Here is a 21,339-nt window from a genome sequence, read left to right on the forward strand (position 1 = left end):
AAGCTTAGGTTAGCAAACCAAAGTTATAAATAATAACGATAATATATGCAACAGGAACCACTATTTCAGCTTTTATACCTGCGCCCAGCCTCGAAAAGAAATTGATGGCCCCGTTCAACAGGTCTACGCGGCTCTGCAGGTTCTTCAGGCCCAGTCCGCCGCCTGTGCTACCTGCATCCAGGGTGGCATTGTAATTGAACCCCTTGCCGTTGTCGGTATAGCGCAGGATCAGTTTATCGTCTTCGCGGTGCAGGTCGATCGTAATCAGGCTAGCCTCGGCATACTTCAGAGTATTGTTCACCAGCTCCTGCAGGATGCGGAACAACAGCAGTTCCTGCCGTGCTTCCAGTCGGAAGTTTTCGAGGTTATGGGTAAACTTCACCTCCAGGCCGCTGTCAGGGGGCACAGAATGCACCAAGCTGTTGATGGCCTGCACCAGCCCCATTTTGTCGAGCACCACGGGAAGCAGGTCGTGGGAGATGCGGCGCACGCTCTGGATGGCCTCGTCGAGCAGTTCTTTGGAACGATGGGCTGTTTCGGCAGCTGCTTCATTTTCAGCGCACTTGCGCTCCACCTGGCCTATGTTGAGCCGAATGAGGGCCAGCATACCGCCCACTTCGTCGTGCAGGTCGCGGGCCACGCGGCGGCGTTCTTCTTCCTGCGCCTCCAGGGCTGCCTCCAGCATTTGCCGCTGCCGCAATTCCTGCAACTCGCGTAGGTGTTCCTGGTGCTGCAGCATGCGCCGCTGGTAGGCAAACACAAACACAATGATGCCAATGGCAAGCACCAGCAAAACAGGTGTGATGATGAGTAGAGGCGTTAAGGTTTCTATCATGCGGCCATCCTCCTCAAAATAAACACGTGGCTTGCGTAAAACAGGATAAGAAGTATCATGTTGATGGCTACACAGATGCGTGCCGCATCATTTGAAATGGCCAGCGCCTCATTAAAAATAGCATAGGACATACTTGTTCCGGCATAATAAATCAGGATGGCGCAACTCAGTAAGAACATTGGGTCACGGTCCAGGTAAATGATTTTAGCATTGTTGGCGACCTTGTAAAAGTAAGTGATGGCCAGTATGATCAGCATGACACTGGCCGCAACCTGCGACACGGAATTCATCTTGGTTAAACCGTCCGTTATAAAGGCATCATAATAGTTGAGTACACAAAGCAAAACTATCCCGAAAATAATGGTGCGCTTGAGCATGATTTTGTCGAAACTGTAATAAAATATGCCAGCCAACACGCTAAAGCCAATTAAGGTGTACACATGATTCATCCAGAGATTATTCATCCCAAGCTTTGCTGTTATGATTTGCGCCGCCTGCGCAATTACCCCTAGTATTATATAGAGGAGCATTAACCTGAATTTGGGATCTTTCTGATTGCGGATCAACCAAAGCCCCACTCCGAAAGGCAGGAGAGGACTCAACACGGCCACCCATTTCAAGGAAGGATAGATATGTGCCAGGAAGAACTCCATTAGCCTGCTAACTCGCTTTTGTTAACCGAACAGTCAGGAGGACAGGGCGAGGCTAAGTCGAGGATCAGGCCTTCAGTCATGTCGTTGCCTTCAGCGTCTGTTCCGACCAGCAGCAGCTGCTGTTCGCCATTATCATCCAGGGCATAATAAATCCGCATACCGACGCATCCCTCCTGCTCGAGCAGATTTCTTACCGTCTCAGCCCCAAATAAGTGTGAGTTAGTTTTGCCCCGGCCACTGGTTCTGTACTTGGCCGTCCACCGTTTTGCTTGGTTGCGGTCTATTGGCCCGCCCTCTTTTCCTGTAACTTTCATGTGGTTGTAATTTGTTCGTAGCGAAGATTAAATGTAAATATAGGAAATTTTAGATTAAGCAATTTATTGTATTTTTATCTTTTAACAATCTTCTACTCAACTGAAAGAAAAGATGGAACAGGAATATTTCGAAGCAAACCGACAAGCCTGGAACCTGCGCACTGCCGTGCACAAGGATTCGGCCTTTTATGATGTTGCCGGTTTCAAAGCAGGGAAGTCCAGTCTCAATGCCATTGAGTTAGAAGAGCTCGGTGATGTTACTGGCAAGAGTCTGCTGCACCTGCAGTGCCATTTCGGGCAGGACACACTCTCATGGGCCAGACTGGGAGCCGAAGCCACCGGGATAGACCTGTCGGACAAGGCCATCGAAGAAGCGGAAAAGCTGAATGAGGAGCTAGGCTTGAATGCCCGCTTTGTTTGCTCCAATGTATATGATCTGAAGGATAAGTTGCAAGGGCAGTTTGACATCGTGTTCACTTCCTATGGTGTCGTTGGTTGGCTGCCCGACCTGGACCGCTGGGCCGAAGTGATCGCCCATTTCCTGAAGCCAGGCGGCACTTTTTACATGGCCGAGTTCCATCCGGTGGTGTGGATGTTCGACAATGATTTCAAGCAGGTGAAATACCCTTACCACAACACTTCCGAGCCGATTGTGGAGGAAAGCACCGGTACCTACGCCGACCGCAATGCGCCAATTCAATACAGAGAATATTCCTGGAACCACAGCCTGAGCGAGGTCATTACAGCGCTGCTGAACCAGGAACTGCAGCTGGAGCTATTTCACGAGTTTCCCTACTCCCCTTACAACTGCTTCAACCACACCGTGCAGGGCCCCGACGGCTACTGGCGCATCAAACATCTTCACGATTTGATCCCGATGGTGTATAGCTTGAAGTGCAGGAAGGTAGATAGGTAACTGCTACGCTGCGTCCTAACTTAAAAGGAAGTTTATTTTTTCAGAATAGGGGGGATTTTTCTACTACCACTAATCAACAGGTAAAAGCACTGTAGCCCACTTACCACTGGCAGGTATAGCAAGACTAACTTGCCCCTTACGCTATGAAACAAAAAGCTGTGCCAGGTGCACCTAAATGATTACCCACTGTTGGGGGGTGAAGGGGTTCCCCTGTCGAGAGCGTTCAGCGAGTGGGGGTAGGGGCCCTCGATTTGTGTCAAGACAAAAAGCAGGGCCCGCCCGGCCAGGGCAAGCTATAAAACAGGTCAGCTTAAGGTATAGATAAACAGCAGCTACACCAGGCATAGGTATAGCCAAATGGCTAGCTATACCTGAGCCAGAGGCCCCATTACACCTATCACGAGCGTGGATGCTCACGCAATAACCGCTATACCGTCACGTATAAAGGATCACCACTACCGACTCGCCTCAAACGACTGCATCCACGGAATCAAATCCGTAAGCATCGGAATCATACTACTGCCGTGCGTGCCATGCTGGATAGGAATAAGCTCTAGCTTCGGAGCGCCGGCAGCTTTCATGCGCTCAAATGTCTGGCGAGAATTGGCATACGGCACAATCACATCGGCTGTGCCATGATACAGGCGGGTAGGGCTCTGCGGCACCCAGTTGTTAAAACTATTCTCCTGCAGGGCTTTCTTGAGTTCCTGCTCGCCATTTCCGCGGAGCCCTTCCAAGAAAGTAGCTGAAAACAAGTCCTCCGTCTGGGTGGTCAATTGCTTGTTGATCGCGCTGCCGCTGTGCTGTCCGTTGAAAAGCGTTGCCAGTCGGGTCGCGTAGGGCTCCTGGTAAAAATCAGTGAGCGGACGGTTCCAGGCGTATGTTTTGTTATAGCTCATCAGCACATAAGCCAGGTAGGCGGGATAGGTATAGGGCTTGCCTGCCTTCACATCGGCCAGCATGCTTGTGAGGTCGTAGCTGCCAGCTCCCGCACCAGAGGCCGTGATCTTCAAACCATGCTGCGGGTTGGTCTCGATCTCTTTTTGTGCAGCCAGTGTTACGTAGCCCCCTTCGGAGTATCCCGCCAGAAACAACTGGCCGTTGTCGGCTATACCTTCCTGTGCGTACAGCGACTTGGCGGCTTTGATCAGATCGACCACGGCTATACCAGAAGACTGCTGATGGTAGTAGGGATGAAGCACGTTCCTCGAAGCTCCAAAACCCAGGTAGTCAGGTATGAGCGTGATGTAGCCACCGGAGGCAAAAACTTCGAAACCGCTCAGGCCACCGCTCATGGCAGAGGGGGCTTCATCGTGCCGGAAGATGGTGCCATGCTGCACACTTAGCACCGGTGCAGCTGTTGTCAGGTTCATGGGCAGGGCCACCAGCCCGGAGGCTTCGGTTTCACGGCCCTGAAAGGTGGTCAGGTAGCTTACCTTGTAAATGGCCACATCGTATTTGATCTGGCTCTGGAAGCTGCCGGCATAGGCACCGGCCAGTTGCTTGAGCATAGCGGATGACAAGGTACCCACCTTCTCCGCCGATACGAGCCGCTCGCGCTCGGTTACGCTCTCAGGTATAGCCGCATCGCTCTTGCTGCAGGAGCTGAACGACAGGGTAACAGGTGCCAGCAGGGCGACAAGGGCCAGGGTGCTGCCCCACTGTTTCAGCTTGTATTTCAGGTTCGTCATGTACTTTGGGAAAGAATGATCTACCTGATAAGGAAGCTGCGTCGCCTATAGTTCCCGGTTGTCTGCTTAAGGTATAAGCACACTCCGCTTGCGGCAATCGACCAGAAAACATTTAACTGAATACCACCAAAACTGCGTAGCAGCCATAGCAGGTATACAACCGTGCCTTTTCCATCTAAGTGGTTTATCTTTTAGCTTTGCGCTTCGTAAAAACAGGTGAAATAAACTGAACTATGGCAAAGAAATCATTCGCTGAACTGATAAAAAGCCCGGGTATGCCGGTGCTCGTGGACTTTTATGCTGACTGGTGCGGCCCCTGTAAGACGATGAACCCTGTGGTAGAGCAGCTGGCCAAAGACTTTTCTGGCAAACTGAAGGTCATCAAAATCAATGTGGACAAGAACCAGGCGGCAGCGCAGCAATACCGTGTGCAGGGTGTGCCGACCTTTATGCTTTTCAAAAACGGGCAGGTGGTTTGGAAGCAGGCTGGTGCCGTGCCGGGCCATCAACTCAGCCAGATCATACAGCAGCATACCACTTAAGTAGGTAGAGCCGGCTCTTTTCTGGAGTTCCGGTAAGGTATAGCAGCGATTCTGTTCACGTGTGCAAAAAAAATTCAGGCACTGAAGCAGCCTTTTGGCTTTAAAATGCATCTATAGAACAGACATCGCTACAGAAAGGAGAAAGGAAAAATGAACAGTGCCATCGCCGTTTTCTTCGCCTCGCTTATTTCAGGTGCCTTCAGTTTCGGAGACCTCCGTCCTGCCCTGTCTGATATGGTGCAGATCCTCACAGGGGTGCAGATTACGGAACAAACTACGTCGGAGACTCGGCAGGAAGCATCCTGCAGCACTATCCCAGCCACAGATGAGGAGCGCCTATACCTGAGTTCGGATATGAGCAAGCACCAGAACCTGGGCTGCGAGGAAGCGGCCTATGACCAACAGACCGTTTACGTTCTTTAAGCGCCACCGCAGGCATGTTGTGAAGTTCCTTTTCCGCTGCTGGTCGCACACTTCTCTGTCTATAGCCAATTTCTGCTAGGCCTGCTGCGCCAGCTGGGTTGGGGTGTCCGAATGGCTAGTTTGATGGCCCACAGCGGTCAGTCGTTGTCGTTATACCATCCGGTTGCAAAGCTTATTTTCACAGGTTTGTTTGACCTGTTCAACGATGCCGGCCCCCTCTCCGTCGATTCTTTCGTACAGAAAAGGCAACTGCAAACCCAAAAGCAGCCCACGACCGTTAACTAGTTTGTTAACTCACGTCCGCATACATGAAATTAACCAAAACAATCCTTTTGCTGCTGCTCAGCCTGCATTTCAGCTGTTCCAGCGTCGCAACGCAATCAAGCACGGCCTCCAACTATAGCGTCTCCCTCGACCTCACCCAGGTGAAAGGCGACAAGATACAGGTAAGTGTGCGCCCTCCCGCCATCAAGCAGGGCGAAGCCATCTACAACATGCCCAAGATCGTGCCCGGCACCTACTCTGTTTCTGATTTTGGCAAGTTCGTGTCGGAGTTTCAGGCCTTGGACAAGCAGGGCAAACCGCTGCCCGTGGAGCGCATCGACACCAACCGCTGGCGCATCTCGGAGGCTCAGAACCTGGACCGGATCACGTACTGGGTGGACGATACCTTTGATGCTGCCCGCCGGCAGGATGCGGTGTTTGAACCCGGCGGCACCAACATCGAAGAAGGGCAGAATTTCCTGCTCAATGCCTTCGGTTTTGTGGGTTATTTCGACGGACTGAAGCAGGTGCCCTATGAGCTCACTGTCACAAAGCCACAGGGCTTTTATGGCTCCACGGCGCTACAGGCCACATCCAGCACCGCCACCACCGATACCTATACCGTGCCCAATTACGTGGAGCTGGCCGACTCGCCTCTTATGTACAACAAGCCCGACACCACGGTGCTCAACCTGGGCGGCACCAAAGTGCTGGTATCCGTCTACTCCCCTACCGGCCGCGTTACCTCCAGGCCCATTGCCGACAACATCCAGGACATTCTGGAAGCGCAGCGCAGCTACCTCGGCGGCACTCTGCCCGTCGATAAGTATGCTTTTCTGATCTACGTGCCCCAGCGGCCGGGCAAATCGGGTTCGTATGGGGCGCTCGAGCACTCCAACTCATCGGTTTACTATTTACCTGAAATGCCCGAGGAGCGCTTCAACAGCACCATGCGCGATGTAGCGGCCCACGAATTTTTCCATATCGTAACGCCCCTCTCCATCCAGTCTGAGGAGATTCACGACTTCGACTTTATCAACCCGCGCATGTCCAAACACCTGTGGTTGTATGAAGGTGTAACCGAGTACTTTGCCTCGCATGTGCAGGTATATGAAAACCTGATTTCGGTGGACGAGTTCATGCTCAAGATCCGGGAGTACATTTTCAGCTCCATGGCCTTTAACGATACCCTGCCCTTTACCGAAATGAGCGCCAAAGTGCTCGATGAGCACGAAAGCCAGTATGGCAACGTGTACCAGAAAGGGGCCCTGATCGGGATGGCGCTGGACATACAGCTGCGCGACCTCTCGGATGGCAAGTACGGGCTGGTGAACCTGATGCAGGACCTGGCCAAAACCTATGGCAAAGGCAAACCTTTTAAAGACGATGAGCTCTTCGATAAAATAACTGAACTCACCTACCCCGAGATGCGGACTTTCTTCTCCCGCTACGTGGAGGGCGGTGAGCGCCTGCCTCTGACACAGCTGTTTGAAAAGGTCGGCGTGAGGTATGAGCCGGTGGCCATGCAACTGGTGAACTCCTACGGTGGCTTTGTACCGGGCTACGACCGCGAAGCTGACAAAATTACTGTGGCCGAAGCCGATGACATGGACGAGTTCGGGCGGCAGATGGGTTTTAAGCAGGGCGACCAGTTGCTGGCCTTCAATGGCAAAGAAGTTACCCCGATGAACATCCGCGACATTATAGGCGAAGAGCTGCAGCAGGCCAAGCCAGGCAGCAAAATCGAGATAACGGTAGGTCGCAAGGATGCAAAGGGCACTATAAAACCCAAAAAACTGACAGGCAAAGTAACCGCTGTGAAGCGCGAGGTGCTGCACCTGCTTGAGCCCGTGGAGGCACCAACGGAGCGGCAGCTTCGCCTGCGTGCCGCCTGGCTGAACGAGACACTCCCCTAAGAAACCACGCCCGGAAGGAACATTTTAACCAGCACACTGTTTCTTTAAAGCAAAATTGCCTGAAATGATCTGACAATGATCGTTTTACAAGGGCAGATCAGGTTATTTGTGTGTACCTTTGTGCCTGATCTTCCAAGCCCCGGTTTTAAATTTAGTTAAATGCGCTTTCCAGCTTTTGCTGTATACCTGATTTTTATACTTAGCCTCGTTTCTGCCAGTGTGTTTGCCCAGAGCACTTATACCATCAGCGGTTACGTGCGCGGCACCGGCGGCGAAGACCTGCTCATTGGGGCTACGGTTTCGGTCCCGGAGTTATCTGCCGGCGCTGTAACCGACGCCCGGGGCTTCTATACCTTGCAGTTGCCTGAGGGTAGCCATACCTTGCAAGCCACTTACATCGGGTACGAGAGTGCTACCCGCACCATTGAGATCACCGACCAGAACCTGACTATCAACTTTGCCCTGCTGCCCGCCAACAGCCAGCTGCGCGAAGTCGTGATAGAGGCCAATTCCCTGCAACAAAAGCTCACCGCCAACCAGATGAGCGTCGAGACGCTGACCACGCGGGAAGCCAAGCTCCTGCCGGCCCTTTTCGGGGAGGTCGACCTGATCAAGACGCTGCAGCTCAAGCCGGGCGTGCAGTCGGGAGGCGAGGGCGCCTCGGGTTTGTACGTGCGCGGCGGCGGCCCCGACCAGAACCTGGTGCTGCTGGATGATGCGGTGGTTTACAACCCGTCGCACCTGTTCGGTTTTTTCTCAGTGTTCAACCCGGATGCCGTGGAAAGCGTGGAGCTCTACAAAGGCGGCTTTCCGGCGCAGTTTGGCGGCAGGCTCTCCTCGGTCGTGGACGTGAAATTGCGTGAAGGCAACAACGAGCGCCTCGGCGTGAGCGGTGGCATTGGCCTCATCGCTTCTCGCCTGACTGTAGAAGGCCCTTTGGTGAAAGACAAGTCATCGTTTCTGGTTTCCGGGCGCCGCACCTATGTCGATGTTTTCACGCGCCAGATCAACCGCATACAGGACGGCAAAGAAGACTTCAACCCCATACCAGACTATTATTTCTACGACCTCAACGGCAAGGCAAATTACAAGCTCGGCGAAAAAGATGAGCTGTATCTGAGCGGCTATTTCGGGCGCGACTTTTTTACGTTCAACGACGCAGACTTTCAGTTTGGCTTTGATTGGGGCAACAAAGTGGGCTCCCTCCGTTGGCAACACACGTTCAACCCGCGCTTTCAGGTAAACACCACGCTTTCGGGCAGCAGCTACCAATACCAGGTCAGCAACAAGATCGACGTGTTCAGCTTCAACCTGACCTCCGACATCCGCGACCTGGCCCTCAAAACAGACTTCAACCTGATTCTGGACAAAGGCCATACCCTGCAGTTCGGTGCCATGGCCACCCGACACGCCTTCACCATCGGCCGCCTCAACTTCGACTCCGACGACAACCGCCTTAGCTTTGGGGCAGGCAACGATTACACGGCCACCGAGGCTGCTGCTTATGTGGCCGATGAGTATCAGGTAAATGCCCAACTCTCGCTCAATTACGGTTTGCGGCTCTCGGCCTTTAACAGCGGTGGCAAAACCCACGGGGCCCTTGAGCCGAGGGCCTCTGCCAGGTATAGCCTCAGCGAAAACACCTCGCTCAAAGCCAGCTATGCCAGCATGATGCAGTACATCCACCTGGTGGCCAACTCCGGTGCCTCGCTCCCAACCGATATCTGGTACCCTTCCAACGACTACGTGAAGCCGCAGCGCTCGCAGCAGGTGGCCGCAGGTATAAGCCATCTCTTCGGCGGAGGACGCTATTTGGTCACCAACGAACTGTATTACAAGTGGATGCACCGCCAGATCGACTTCCGCGATGGGGCTAATTTGTTTGTGAATGACGATCTGGAGGCCGAGTTTTTGTTTGGCAAAGGCGAGAGCTATGGCAACGAGGTGTACCTCGAGAAGATTAAAGGACGCACCACGGGCTGGCTGGGCTATACCTTGTCTTGGAGCTACCGCCAGTTTGACGAGATAAACGAGGGCCGCCGCTTCCCGACCCGCTACGACCGCCGCCACGATCTCAGTCTGGTGGTGGTGCATGAACTGAGCAAGCGCGTTAACCTGACCGGCGCATTTGTATATGGCACCGGTAACGCCTACTCGCTGCCCGTAGCCCGCTTTGCGTTTCAGGATGTGCAGGGCAAGAACGCCACCGTGGTGCCCGTGTACGGTGACCGCAACAGCTTCCGGCTGGCCGCATATCACCGGCTGGACCTGGGCCTGGTGCTCAAGCTCAAGCCCAAACGCGGCGAGGCCGACCTGACCTTCAGCGCCTACAATGCCTACAACCGCCGCAACCCGTATTTTGTGTATTTTGAACAGATTAAGGACGAGGAAGATAACGAAACCCTTGGCTTTCAGGCCAAACAGGTGTCGCTTTTCCCGGTCATACCCTCTGTTACTTATAATTTCAAGTTCTGATGAAGTCTCTGCGCCCGCTCTATACCTGGCTGTTGCCCCTGCTATTGCTGCTTTCGTCCTGCGATCTGGAGCAGGATGTAGACGTAAAACTGCCGCCGCACGAATCGCAGTTGGTGGTGGAATGCTATCTGGAGCCCGGCAAGCCTCTACGGGCCGTGGTGCTGGAGAGCGTGAGCTATTTTAATGAACCCGAATTGCCGCTCGTGCCCGATGCGGAGGTGATCATTACGCACAAGGGCAGAGCAATCAAGCTACCCTTCAGTCCGGTGCAGAACAAGGAAACCGGTAAGTATTATACCCACCGCAAGAGCGAGAAGCTGAACCTGCAGCCCGGCGATGTGGTGACGCTGGAGGTGAAGGACGGCAAAGGGCGCCGCGTAACGGGTTCTACCACCATTCTGGGCCAGGTTCCGATCGAAGCGGTGGAATGGAAGTTCAATGAGAAGAACAAAGCCTACCTCCTCACCTCTTTCCAGGATGACCCAAATGCCGCGAATTTCTACCGCTATATGGTGCACCGCGACAGCCTTTCCAACTCATCGGACCGCGATTTCGTCTCCAACGACCGGCTCACCAATGGCAAGCGCGTATCCTACGGTTCGGGTTACGACTACGAGGAGGGTGATACGCTGATCATTTCGCTGTTCCACCTTGAGCAGCAGTACTACGATTTTCTGGGTTCTGTTTCGGATGCACGCAATGCCAACGGAAACCCTTTTGCACAGCCTTCGCGCATTATGTCTTCGGTAAAGGGCGGTATCGGCATCTTCACCAACCTCTCCTACAACCGCAGAACCGTGGTGATCACGAAGTAAAACCATTCGAATGGAAGCAACTATACCTACCGAACAGGTCGAGATCAACCCACCCCTGCGCGAGACGGTGCTGGCGTTCTGGCATTTTCTGAAAGCGCCGCAACCGTTACAGCCTCAACTTCTTGAACCCAAACAGGTATGGAGGCCCCTGCTGCAACTGTTCGCGCTCAAATTTAGCCTGAGTGTAGGTATAACGCTGGTGATCTTTGGTCTGCTCAGCCTTTTGGGATTCGATCATTTCGGCAGCCACCGACTCGAAGTGTTTCTGCAGGAGACCCACCCCCTGCTGGTATTGCTGGCCGTAGCCGTGGTGGGTCCAGCTATAGAGGAGTTCTTTTTCCGTGCTCCCCTGCGCTATACCCGCAAACGGCTCATCGTCTCGTTTCTGACAATTAACATTTTCGTATTGCCGCCGCTGCTGGAAATGAGCAGAATCAGCACCCTGGTGAGTGCCCTGGTCTGGCTTACAACACTAGCCCTGGGTATTTGGGTGGTGCTCTCGGATGATCGGGCAGAGTATATGCGCCAAGTTTGGGAAAAGCGTTTCGGAGCGGTCTTCTATACCTTTACGGTCGTGTTTGCCCTCGTACACCTGGCCAATTATGAGAACCTGAACTTACCGGCCGCCCTGATCCCGCTCCTGGTCGTGCCACAGTTTATCGGTGCCTTGTTCTGGAGCTACATGCGGCTTCGTTTCGGCCTGACCTGGGCGATACTGGCGCACGGCACCTCCAACGCCCTGCTGCTCGCCCTCACCTACCTGACGACATAACCTATACCCAAAGCAACGCGGGGCAGCCACATGACTGCCCCGCGTTGCTTCAAAGGGACTCTAAATTACTAAAGGAAATCTACTGCTGACGCACCAGTTCCTTGATCAGCATGGTCATGCGTGGCTCGGCTATCGCAGCGGCTTCCAGAATGTCGGACAGGTTCACTTTCTTGATGCGATCCGGCGTACCCATGTCGGTGATCACCGAAATACCGAAGATCTTCATGCCCATGTGGCGGGCGGCGATGGCTTCCGGCACAGTGGACATCCCCACGGCATCGGCGCCTATGCGGGCAATGTAGCTGTACTCTGCCAATGTCTCGAGCATCGGTCCTGGTACGCTGGCGTATACGCCCTCCTGCAGGGTAAAACCGGCATCTTCGGCTATTACCATGGCCTGGCGCACCATCTGCTCATCGTATACCTCGCTCATATCCGGGAAGCGCGGGCCCAGTTCGTCCAGGTTTGGCCCGATGAGCGGGTTGGAAGGCTGCAGGTTAATGTGGTCAGTGATCACCATCAGGTCGGAGGTATTGAAAGCCGGGTTCAGACCACCGCTGGCATTGGAGATGAATAGCTTATTCACACCCAGCAGTTTCATCACGCGCACCGGGTGCACTACCTGGTTCATGGTATAGCCTTCGTAGTAATGGAAGCGGCCCTGCATCACGATCACCCGGCGGCCGGCCAGCGTACCGAATGCCAGACGACCGGTATGGCTCTCGACCGTAGAAACCGGGAAGTGCGGAATATCGGCGTAGTTGAGGCTGTACGCTATTTCAATTTCTTTGATCAAAGCACCCAGGCCAGTGCCCAGTATGATCCCGAACTCCGGTTGAAAATTGCCTGTCTGTTCCTGAATAAAAGAAGCGGACTCTCGTAATTGCTGCATCATATCGTTCATTGTTTTTTATGCTGTTTTTGGTTCGCGAAATTGGTCATTAATTCTGAGAGAAGAAATGATTTAAATCATGTACATGCGCAGGGCTTTTACAGCTCCGCTGTTCCGATACGCAGCAAAAGGCCGATGCGAAACAAAAAGCCCGCTGGTTTGAACCAGCGGGCTTTGGAAAAGAAAAGCAGCGACAGGCTATACCTGCCTGCTTTACTGTATTGTCAGTTCAAAAGGCATGCGTGTCTGAATGCCCTGCATGTTCTCCACTTTTTTGTACATGTTGTACATCGGGTACAGCTGACCCAGCTCGGCTTTCACGGCACGCTCTTTCACTTGCGAGCCGGCCTCTCCAAACATCTCTTCGATAAAGGTCTTGCGGCGCGGCAGTTCCTTGATGCGGTAGTCATCTGCTATACCTACGCGGGCGGCGGCGATCTCAATGGCTTTGTCGAGTCCACCATGCACGTCCACCAGGTTGCGGTCCTTGGCTTCTATACCTGACCACACGCGGCCCGAAGCGTATTTCTTCAGTTCGTCCTGCGTCATGCCACGGCCGTCGGCGGCTTTCTGCGTGAACACCTCGTAAATCTTGTTGATCTCGCGCTGCACGATCTCCTTTTCAAATGGCGTCATGGCGCGGGTCACGGTTGGCATATCGGAGTGGTTACCGGTGCTTACGCGGTCCACTGTGATGCCCATCTTGTTTTTAAAGAACCCTTCGAAGTTCGGAACGATGCCAAACACACCGATGCTACCCGTAATGGTGTTCGGGTGCGCCACGATGGTATCGCAACCCATGGCCATGTAGTAACCACCGGAGGCAGCCACGTCGGACATAGAGGCGATCACCGGCTTCACTTTGCGGGTCTCCTGAATCTCGCGCCACATCACATCAGATGCCAGCGCGCTACCGCCCGGAGAGTTGATGCGCAGCACCACAGCCTTCACGTTCTTGTCCATGCGGGCGTTGCGGATCGCTTCGGCATAGCGGGTGCTGCCGATCTCGTCGTCACCGCCTTCGCCGTCTACGATGTCGCCTTCTGCATAAATAACGGCGATGCGGTTTTTGGATGAGCCACTCTTCTCAGAGTCTTTCACTTTCTTATACTTGTCCAGGCTCACCAGTTGCAGCTTCTTGTCTTTCTCCACACCCACCTGCTCTTTCATGTAGTCAATGGCTTCGTCAAAGTAGCCGATGTCGGTAGCCAGGCCATGGGTTTTGGCGTCCTCGGCTTCGCGCACCAGCACCTCGTCCGATACTTTTTTCAGCTCCTCGTAGGTCTTGCCACGGGCCTTGGCAATGTTGCGCAGCTGGTAGTCGTTGATCGAGTTCAGGAAAGAGGTCATCTGCTCGCGGTTGGCTTCGCTCATCTTATCAAGGAAGAAAGGCTCTACGGCGCTCTTAAAGTCACCCACTTTAAAGATCTCGGGTTTGATATCGAGCTTCTCCAGGGTGCCTTTGAAGAAGAACACCTCGGAACTGATGCCGTTGAACTCGAGCGTGCCCATTGGGTTCAGGTATATCTTATCGGCTACAGAAGACAGGTAATAGGCCTTTTCGTTGGTCATGTCGCCATAAGAAACGATGAACTTCCCCGACTCTTTAAAGTCGATCAGCTCGTCACGAATCTCTTCCAGCTTGCCCATCCCAGCATCCACGAAGCGCATGTTCAGGAAAATGCCTTTGATGTTGTCATCGGTCTTGGCGCGACGAATGGAGGCTTTGATCTGGTCAAGGCCGTCGTTGCTGCTCATGGAGAAGAAGCCAATGGAAAAGTCGCCGAAAGGATTCTCCTCCTCGCGCTCTACGATGGCTTTGTCTAGTTTAAGTTCCAGCACGGAGTTTGCGGCTACCGTCACATCGCCTTTTGAGGCCGACGCGGCGATGATGCCCACCATGATCAGGAAGCCCAGAAAGAAGAATATGAACAGGCCAAGAATAGTTGCCAGCACATATCTGAGGAAATTCAACATAGGTTCTAATTAGGGTTAAGGTTCTGATTTAAAGGTACAGGAAAATAGGTGTCCCTGCATACAATAAACAAAAATAGCGCTTAAAGTTCAATACCAGGTGCCATTAAACCGCATACTCGACCAACCCGGCCTTTTCATAGACGAAGGAGTTTGGGAGTTAGAAAGTTGAGAAGTTAGAAAGGTTGGAAGTTAAATGGTTGAATTGTTGAATGTTGACGGTGCACAATTCTGACAGGTCGCGACCTGTCCCTACAAATGACAACTCGTAACTTCTGATAACTTTCTAATTCCTCAACCCTCTAACTCCCAAACTCCTAGTACCGATACTTCTTCCCCCACTGGGCTTGCAACTGTTTGAGCAGGTCGCGCTCGCGGGCGTTGTCGCCGGGCTGGTAGAGGGCCGTGTTGGTGAGCTCCTGCGGCATGAACTCCTGCTGTACAAAATTTCCTTCGTAGTCGTGGGCGTACTTGTAGTTGTTGCCGTAGCCGATCTCCTTCATCAGTTTGGTAGGCGCATTGCGGATGTGCAGCGGCACGGGCAGGTTGCCGGTCTGTTGCACCAGCTGACGCGCCTGTTTGATGGCCTTGTAACTGGCGTTGCTCTTAGGCGAGGTGGCCAGGTATACCGTGCATTGCGAGAGAATAATTTCCGCTTCCGGGTAGCCGATCATCTGCACCGCCTGGAAACAGTTGGTGGCCATAAGCAAGGCGTTCGCATTTGCCAGCCCAATGTCCTCAGAAGACGCAATAAGCAAACGGCGGGCAATGAACTTGGGGTCCTCGCCACCCTCGATCATGCGGGCCAGCCAGTAAACAGCTGCGTTCGGATCGGAGCCGCGTATGGACTTGATGAAGGCAGACACCAGATCGTAGTGCATCTCACCCGACTTGTCGTACATCACGATGTTCTGCTGGGCCACCTGCTTCACCAGTTCGTTGGTCACCACCACCTCGTCGGCTTTTATACCTTCGGCCACGATCTCGAGCAGGTTCAGCAACTTGCGGGCATCGCCTCCCGAGATGGTCAGCAGCGCTTCGTACTCCTCCACCCGCACCTTGCGGTGGCGCATCCACTCATCCTGCTCCAGTGCTTTGTCTACCAGTTCGATCAGCTCATCTTTGGTCAGGTGCTTGAGAATGTATACCTGGCAGCGGGACAGCAAGGCCGATATCACTTCAAAGGATGGGTTCTCGGTCGTGGCGCCCACCAGTGTGACCGTGCCTTTTTCCACAGCGCCCAGCAGCGCATCCTGCTGCGACTTGTTGAAGCGGTGGATCTCGTCGATGAACAACACTGTGCCCTGCCGCTTTTTCGCCTGATCGATCACCTCCCGGATGTCTTTCACGCCCGAGTTGATCGCGCTCAGGGCCACGAATGGCACTTTCATTTGGTTGGCGATGATGTTGGCCAGGGTTGTTTTGCCCACGCCGGGAGGTCCCCACAAGATCATGCTCGGGATAACGCCCCCCTCGATGTAGCGGCGCAGGATGCCGTCGGGGCCTACCAGGTGTTTTTGTCCGTAATACTGGTCCAGGTTGTGTGGCCGCATGCGCTCGGCCAAAGGTATGTTCGGGTGAATCATCAGCTCTTTTCAGAAAATCAGTCTAAACAAAGTTACGAATATCTGTCTATTCCTTTTTCTTATCCTCCGGATTGTCGCTTGCATCCGTTGGCTCAATGTCGTTTTCGCGCTCGAGCTGTCGGCGCACCGCCTTGGTATCCCAGCGCAGCACAGGTATAGCCATGGGGCTCAGGCCGGGCCGCTCATCGCCAAACAGCACACCCCACTGCTTAAACTGTTCTGTGCGGTCGAACACCACCTTGAGCATGGCGATGACGGGCAGCGACAGGAACATACCTGTTATCCCTGCAATCTCCCCGCCCACGATCACGCCCACAATGGTGGCCAGCGCATTGATCTTCACTTTGGAGCCCACAATGCGCGGCATCAGGATATTGTTGTCCAGAAACTGCACGGCGGCGATCGTGCCCAGCACTGCCACCACGGGCCATAGTTCTTCAGAAGACGACAGTGTGAGGAGCACCCCAATAATGTTGCCCAGCAAAGCGCCCACATAAGGTATAAGGTTGAGGAAAGCGAAAATGATTCCGATGAGCAGGGCATGCTTGATGCCGATGAGCATGAGCAGCCCACCCAGCAGGATGGTCATGTAGGTGATCTGGATGAGCAGGCCAAAGAGGTAGCTTTTGATGATGACCTGCATCTCGCTCAGCGTCTCTTCCACCTTTTCGTGCTGGTCGCGGGGGAACCACAGGAAGATAAAGCGAAGCAGCAGGTTTTTGTAAAAGAGCAGCAGGAAGATGTAGATCGGCAGCAAGCCCAGGAAAACGAGCGTACCCGTTACCCCACCGGCCACGCCGCCCAGCAGATTACCGGCATAGGTGAACAGGTTGTTGCTCTGCTCCTTCACAAAACTGGTCTGCTCCTCTGTCGAAAAAGGCGTTTTGCTTCCGATCCACTCACTTAAGGTGGTCAGGTGCTTCATCACGTTTTTCTGGATGGTCGGGAAATCTTCGATCAGGATCCGCATCTGCGAGGTGAAAAACCAGACAATGCCGGCCAGAATCACGATGAGCACCAGCAGACTGATGCCGATGGCAACTGCATCCGGAAATTTGCGCTTGTGGAAGAAGCGGTAGATGGGCAGCAGCATAATGCTGATGAAGAAGGCGACAAGCAGCGGGGCCAGCAGGTCGCGCCCCAGCACGATGATCCAGCCCAGAAAAAAGAGCCCTGTAACCTCGATGGCCCGGCGGACCGTGAGTGGCATTTGGTTCATGCAGAAAGATGGTTTGAGGTATAGTTTTTAATTGCCACTCCTTATACGGCACATACAGAATAAGCACGTAATTTTGCGGCATGAATAAACAGGTACAGGTGCACGCCTCGCTTTTTCTGGTGGCACTTATTTACGGCAGCAACTACAGCATCGCCAAAGAAGTGATGCCCGAGTACGTGGGCCCGTTCGGACTCATCGTGATCCGGGTGGTGTCTGCGGCGATCTTTTTCGGGCTGCTGTCGCGGTTGGTGACGAAGGAGAAGATCGTAGGCCGTGCCGACAACATCCGGGTGGTGCTGTGCGGCGTGACCGGTGTGGCCGTAAACCAGCTGTGCTTCTTCGCCGGCCTTAACCTGACTGCCCCGATCAATGCGGCGCTCCTGATGGTGATCGTGCCGGTGGTGGTACTCGTGTTTTCGGCCCTGCTCTTACGCGAGCGCATCGGCAAGCGCAAGGTATCCGGTATAGCCATGGCCTGTTTGGGTGCTTTCCTGCTCATCTATACCTCGCGTGGCGAACAGGCGACCGGCAACCTGTGGGGCGACCTGCTCATCATCCTCAACGCCACATCCTTTGGCTTATACCTGGTGCTGGTGAAACCGCTTATGCAGAGGTACAAGGCCATCACCATCGTAAGCCGTATCTTCACGGTGGGTGCCGTGCTGGTGATTCCGTTTGGCTGGCAGCAGCTTCTGGCACCCGACTACGGTTCTTTTCCGGCTTCTATCTGGCTGGCTATTTTGTTTATGGTCTTTGCCGTTACCATCATCGCCTATCTGCTCAATACCTGGGCACTGCGGTATGCCAATCCTTCGCTGGTGGGCGCCTACATTTACCTGCAGCCGGTCATGGCTATCCTGATCGCGGTGGCGGTGGGGAAAGATATCTTCACGGTGCAGAAAGCGGCTTATGCGCTGCTGATCTTTGCTGGGGTATACCTGGTGAGTCACTCCAGGCAGCATGCGCTCAAGAAAGCCGCTTAGGGCAAATAGCTTTCTTCTGGAAGGTCGGTGGTGCTGTGCGAAACCGGCACGCGGCGCAGCGGGGTATATTGAAAATCGACAGTGTCGCTTTGGGTAGGGCGGGCGTGCATCACGGTAATGCTGTCGCCCTCGAGCAGGGTGTAGTAAAAGTTGCCTTGCCCGGCCCACCAGCCGCCGCAAGCCGACAGTGCCTGGCGCGGCACGCCGAAGGAGGTAAACATCTGCGGTGAGATGACCGAACAGGTATACACGGTGTCGAGCACGTACTGTTGCTCCAGCTGGCTCAGAAATACCACTGCAACCGGGTCCTCTTCATCGGCATTCCGGATTTCCTCGCACAGCAGGTCTGCTTTTACCCAGGCGTTTGCATCAGAGGCCGTGTTCTCATCGGCAAGCCGCTCATACTGTGCTTCCTCTTCCGGCCTGCAGGCCAGCAGGGTGCAGAGGTATAAAACAGATAAAAGGCGAAGCTTCATAGCGCATGCGGATTTGTCAGCCCCAAAGGTAAAAAGAGAATCGCATCAGGCAATGTCTCTTTTCATGATCACCATGCCCCGGTAAATTTCTTTCATCTGTTCGTAGTCGAGCTCGTCGGTGCCCCACCGCACAAAGCCGTTCTGCTCATAAAAGTCCACGGAGCGGCTGCTGTCCATGGCTCTGAGCCAGATGATGCTCTTGTTGCTTTCCAGGGCGTATTGCACCGCAAAATCCACGGCCCATTTGCCGATGCCCATGCCCGAGGCACGGTCCACCAGGTATAGCCGCTCCAGCTCAAGGCACTCGGCGTCGGTGTATCCCTCCAAGGCTTTGTCTTTGTTGAGCTTCATAAAGCCCACCGGCTCATCCTGGTATTGCACCATAAAATAGGCGGAGTTCGGATTGGCCATGTCTTTGCGAAGCGCCTCCTCCGAGAAGCTCCGATTCAGGTACCACTCTCCGCCGTCGTTCCAAAGGTAGGTATAGTGGTCGTTGTAAGCCTCTATGGCTATGTCCCGCAGGTCGGTCAGGTCTGCCGGCAAGCAGGGTGAGATGGCGATATCGGTCATGTAGCGTCGATGATAAAAAAATTGCTTTAGCCAATATACTATACAGCGCGCGTTTTTGTGCTGACTGAAGGCGTAATTTTCTTGCGCCGGACGGTAATTCGTGTTTATACTCATACAACAAGCTGGCCAAAAGGCGGCGTAAATTGCACTATTTCAGAGTATAACAGAAACAACAGCAACCCAGAATTCGTATTATACTCACTTAAAACTATGAACTATGAAAAATTTAAGAATTATATCTTTTGCAATTATATCGGTATTTCTACTAGGTGGATGTGCCGGCTCAGACAACTGGAGTAGTAAGAAGAAGGGCGCCGTGATAGGCGGCGCGGCGGGTGCTGCCACCGGTGCTGCCGTGGGTGGTACCTCTGGCGCTGTGATTGGTGGCGCGGCGGGCGCTGTAGGTGGTGGCGCTATCGGCCGCAAGAAGGACAAAAAGAAAAGGGAGCGCGAACGTGAGCGCAATCAGCAGTATCAGCAGGACCAGCCACAGGACGAAAGATAAGCTAAACTTGTCTCATTAATCAAAACAGGCCGTTGGGAAACCAACGGCCTGTTTTGATTTTTGGAAGCTGCTATCCCGGCCCCCAAACCTCATGCCCGTCTTCCAATTCCGCGGGTATACAACTGCTAAGCCAGTCAGGTAGAGCTACTGCGCTTTAGTGAGACTCTCGCAGGAGCTATGCATTTTGCCAGGTCTGAAGTTTACCTTCTTCCCCGCTTTCCTTTGCCGGCGCTTTTTTTGTTGCTGTTCTTTGCTGAGGACGATTCCGCTGCCTCTATAAAATCCTGGGCCGAGAGTGGATAGGGATGCTGGTCTACCACAGGTATGGCTTTGCCCGTCAGGTTTTGGATGGCGATGAGCAGAGGGGTTTCGCTGGCGCCGCAAAATGTAACGGCTGTGCCCATGTTGCCGGCACGTCCGGTTCGACCGATGCGATGTACGTAAGTCTCAGGTTCAAAAGGTAGTTCGTAATTGATCACATACGACAGGTCTTCCACGTCAATTCCACGTGCGGCCACATCCGTCGCAACGAGCACACGTGTTTCGCTGTGCTTGAAACTCTCCAGCACACGCTCGCGGTCGCGCTGGGCACGGTCGGCGTGAATGGCTTCGGCGGCTATACCTGCGGCGTTGAGTTCTTTGGCCAGTTTGTCGGCCCCCTCTTTGGTGCGCATGAACACCAGCGTGCGGTCTATACCTTTGTGCTGCAACAGATGTAGCAGCAAAGGTGTTTTGTTTGCTTTCTTCACGTAGTACAGCTCCTGCCGGATGGTACCTGCCGTCGACGAAACGGGCGTGACTTCTACCGAAACAGGTTCTGTCAAAATCTTCTTTGCCAGTTTGCTTACCTCGGGCGCCATGGTAGCCGAAAAGAAAAGCGTCTGCCGTTTTTCAGGTATAGCCTGCAGCACCCGCCTTATGTCTGGCAGAAAACCCATATCGAGCATGCGGTCGGCCTCGTCGAGCACCAGCAGCTGCACCTGCTTCAGGTCCACAAAGCCCTGATCGAGCAGGTCGAGCAGGCGGCCAGGCGTGGCGACGAGGATGTCTATACCTGCCTGCAGGGCCTCGGTCTGCATTTTGTAAGGCACGCCGCCATACACCACCAGTTGCTTTAAGCCGGTATACCTCCCATAGGCCGCAAAACTATCCCCCACCTGACTGGCCAGCTCGCGGGTAGGCGTGAGCACAAGCGCCCGGATGGCTCGCGGCGCAGGTATAGCCTGCCTGTGCAGCAGTTGCAGGATAGGTATAGCAAAGGCCGCCGTTTTACCTGTGCCTGTCTGGGCGGTAGCCAGCAGGTCGCGGCCCTGCAAGACGGCTGGTATAGCCTGTTGCTGTATGGGCGTAGGTTGGGTATAGCCTTCTTGTTCCAGCGCTTGCAGGATGGGGGTGATCAGGTGTAGGTCGTTGAAGGTCATAACAGTAATAATTTTCCTGACAAAGGACGGTTAGACAGAAGATTTTTAGAGAAAAGACTATTGGACAAAAGACAAAGGACTTTCATCAATTTTTCAT

General features: G+C 53.8%; 20 protein-coding genes. 9 read left to right on the forward strand and 11 right to left on the reverse strand.

All coding sequences use genetic code 11. From position 1 onward, the window contains the following. Positions 1 to 4 precede the first annotated feature (4 nt). The 3 genes from BD749_RS14480 to BD749_RS14490 are packed head-to-tail and all read right to left on the reverse strand — an operon-like array spanning position 5 to position 1,802. The gene (locus tag BD749_RS14480) at positions 5 to 835 is read right to left on the reverse strand and encodes a sensor histidine kinase (RefSeq protein ID WP_101445607.1); all 831 of its coding nucleotides are present in this window, start codon (positions 833 to 835) and stop codon (positions 5 to 7) included. Continuing rightward, positions 832 to 1,488, reverse strand: coding sequence for a hypothetical protein (locus BD749_RS14485; protein WP_101445610.1), 657 nt, complete (start codon positions 1,486 to 1,488; stop codon positions 832 to 834). Before BD749_RS14485 ends, BD749_RS14480 begins: the two co-directional genes overlap by 4 nt. After that, a complete protein-coding gene (locus BD749_RS14490; RefSeq protein WP_101445612.1) occupies positions 1,488 to 1,802 on the reverse strand; it encodes a hypothetical protein in 315 nt (104 codons plus the stop codon). The genes BD749_RS14485 and BD749_RS14490 overlap by 1 nt, the downstream gene beginning before the upstream one ends. Before the next feature lie 112 nt (positions 1,803 to 1,914). Here BD749_RS14490 and BD749_RS14495 point away from each other — a divergent pair, with 112 nt between their 5' ends. Then, positions 1,915 to 2,718 carry a class I SAM-dependent methyltransferase gene (locus BD749_RS14495; RefSeq protein ID WP_101445614.1) on the forward strand — a complete coding sequence of 268 codons (804 nt, stop codon included), beginning with the start codon at positions 1,915 to 1,917 and terminating at the stop codon, positions 2,716 to 2,718. A 455-nt stretch (positions 2,719 to 3,173) separates the two neighbouring features. On the opposite strand, the gene BD749_RS14500 is transcribed toward BD749_RS14495, so the two are convergent. Next, entirely contained in the window at positions 3,174 to 4,409 is a 1,236-nt protein-coding gene (locus BD749_RS14500; RefSeq protein ID WP_101445616.1) for an alpha/beta hydrolase family protein, read from the reverse strand. A gap of 233 nt (positions 4,410 to 4,642) precedes the next feature. Here BD749_RS14500 and trxA point away from each other — a divergent pair, with 233 nt between their 5' ends. The 6 genes from trxA (at position 4,643) to BD749_RS14530 (ending at position 11,616) form a co-directional block, all read left to right on the forward strand. Beyond that, complete coding sequence (gene trxA / locus BD749_RS14505) at positions 4,643 to 4,951, forward strand: thioredoxin (protein ID WP_101445618.1); 309 nt, start codon at positions 4,643 to 4,645, stop codon at positions 4,949 to 4,951. A gap of 150 nt (positions 4,952 to 5,101) precedes the next feature. Continuing rightward, positions 5,102 to 5,374 carry a hypothetical protein gene (locus BD749_RS14510; protein WP_101445620.1) on the forward strand — a complete coding sequence of 91 codons (273 nt, stop codon included), beginning with the start codon at positions 5,102 to 5,104 and terminating at the stop codon, positions 5,372 to 5,374. Positions 5,375 to 5,682: 308 nt separating this feature from the next. Continuing rightward, positions 5,683 to 7,554: a M61 family metallopeptidase gene (locus BD749_RS14515; RefSeq protein WP_180336417.1), complete on the forward strand. Its 1,872-nt coding sequence runs from the start codon at positions 5,683 to 5,685 to the stop codon at positions 7,552 to 7,554. A 159-nt stretch (positions 7,555 to 7,713) separates the two neighbouring features. Then, a complete protein-coding gene (locus BD749_RS14520) occupies positions 7,714 to 10,029 on the forward strand; it encodes a TonB-dependent receptor (RefSeq protein WP_180336418.1) in 2,316 nt (771 codons plus the stop codon). Further along, positions 10,029 to 10,844 (forward strand): DUF4249 domain-containing protein, encoded by an 816-nt coding sequence (locus BD749_RS14525; protein WP_101445622.1) that lies wholly within the window; start codon positions 10,029 to 10,031, stop codon positions 10,842 to 10,844. Before BD749_RS14520 ends, BD749_RS14525 begins: the two co-directional genes overlap by 1 nt. A 10-nt stretch (positions 10,845 to 10,854) precedes the next feature. Continuing rightward, positions 10,855 to 11,616: a CPBP family glutamic-type intramembrane protease gene (locus BD749_RS14530; RefSeq protein WP_101445624.1), complete on the forward strand. Its 762-nt coding sequence runs from the start codon at positions 10,855 to 10,857 to the stop codon at positions 11,614 to 11,616. A gap of 79 nt (positions 11,617 to 11,695) precedes the next feature. On the opposite strand, the gene BD749_RS14535 is transcribed toward BD749_RS14530, so the two are convergent. The 4 genes from BD749_RS14535 to BD749_RS14550 form a co-directional block, all read right to left on the reverse strand. After that, entirely contained in the window at positions 11,696 to 12,511 is an 816-nt protein-coding gene (locus BD749_RS14535; RefSeq protein ID WP_180336419.1) for a purine-nucleoside phosphorylase, read from the reverse strand. A gap of 210 nt (positions 12,512 to 12,721) precedes the next feature. Next, entirely contained in the window at positions 12,722 to 14,485 is a 1,764-nt protein-coding gene (gene sppA / locus BD749_RS14540; protein ID WP_101445628.1) for a signal peptide peptidase SppA, read from the reverse strand. A 314-nt stretch (positions 14,486 to 14,799) separates the two neighbouring features. Beyond that, positions 14,800 to 16,068, reverse strand: a complete 1,269-nt coding sequence (locus BD749_RS14545) for a replication-associated recombination protein A (protein WP_101445630.1) — start codon at positions 16,066 to 16,068, stop codon at positions 14,800 to 14,802. 46 nt (positions 16,069 to 16,114) lie between these two features. Further along, positions 16,115 to 17,287 carry an AI-2E family transporter gene (locus BD749_RS14550; RefSeq protein ID WP_180336420.1) on the reverse strand — a complete coding sequence of 391 codons (1,173 nt, stop codon included), beginning with the start codon at positions 17,285 to 17,287 and terminating at the stop codon, positions 16,115 to 16,117. An 80-nt stretch (positions 17,288 to 17,367) separates the two neighbouring features. Between BD749_RS14550 and BD749_RS14555 the strand changes: the two genes are divergently transcribed. Then, complete coding sequence (locus tag BD749_RS14555; RefSeq protein ID WP_101445632.1) at positions 17,368 to 18,270, forward strand: DMT family transporter; 903 nt, start codon at positions 17,368 to 17,370, stop codon at positions 18,268 to 18,270. Here BD749_RS14555 and BD749_RS14560 read toward each other — a convergent pair. Next, complete coding sequence (locus tag BD749_RS14560) at positions 18,267 to 18,746, reverse strand: hypothetical protein (RefSeq protein WP_101445634.1); 480 nt, start codon at positions 18,744 to 18,746, stop codon at positions 18,267 to 18,269. The genes BD749_RS14555 and BD749_RS14560 overlap by 4 nt on opposite strands. Positions 18,747 to 18,791: 45 nt before the next feature. After that, complete coding sequence (locus tag BD749_RS14565; RefSeq protein ID WP_101445636.1) at positions 18,792 to 19,316, reverse strand: GNAT family N-acetyltransferase; 525 nt, start codon at positions 19,314 to 19,316, stop codon at positions 18,792 to 18,794. Between the two features lie 217 nt (positions 19,317 to 19,533). On the opposite strand from BD749_RS14565, the gene BD749_RS14570 reads away from it, so the two are divergent. Beyond that, a complete protein-coding gene (locus tag BD749_RS14570; RefSeq protein WP_101445638.1) occupies positions 19,534 to 19,821 on the forward strand; it encodes a glycine zipper domain-containing protein in 288 nt (95 codons plus the stop codon). 200 nt (positions 19,822 to 20,021) lie between these two features. Here BD749_RS14570 and BD749_RS14575 read toward each other — a convergent pair whose 3' ends face one another. After that, on the reverse strand, positions 20,022 to 21,242 hold the full coding sequence (locus BD749_RS14575; protein ID WP_101445640.1) for a DEAD/DEAH box helicase: 1,221 nt from the start codon (positions 21,240 to 21,242) through the stop codon (positions 20,022 to 20,024). Between the last annotated feature and the right edge of the window lie 97 nt (positions 21,243 to 21,339).

Origin of the sequence: Pontibacter ramchanderi, from assembly GCF_002846395.1 — a bacterium.
GTDB classification, from domain to species: Bacteria; Bacteroidota; Bacteroidia; order Cytophagales; family Hymenobacteraceae; genus Pontibacter; species Pontibacter ramchanderi.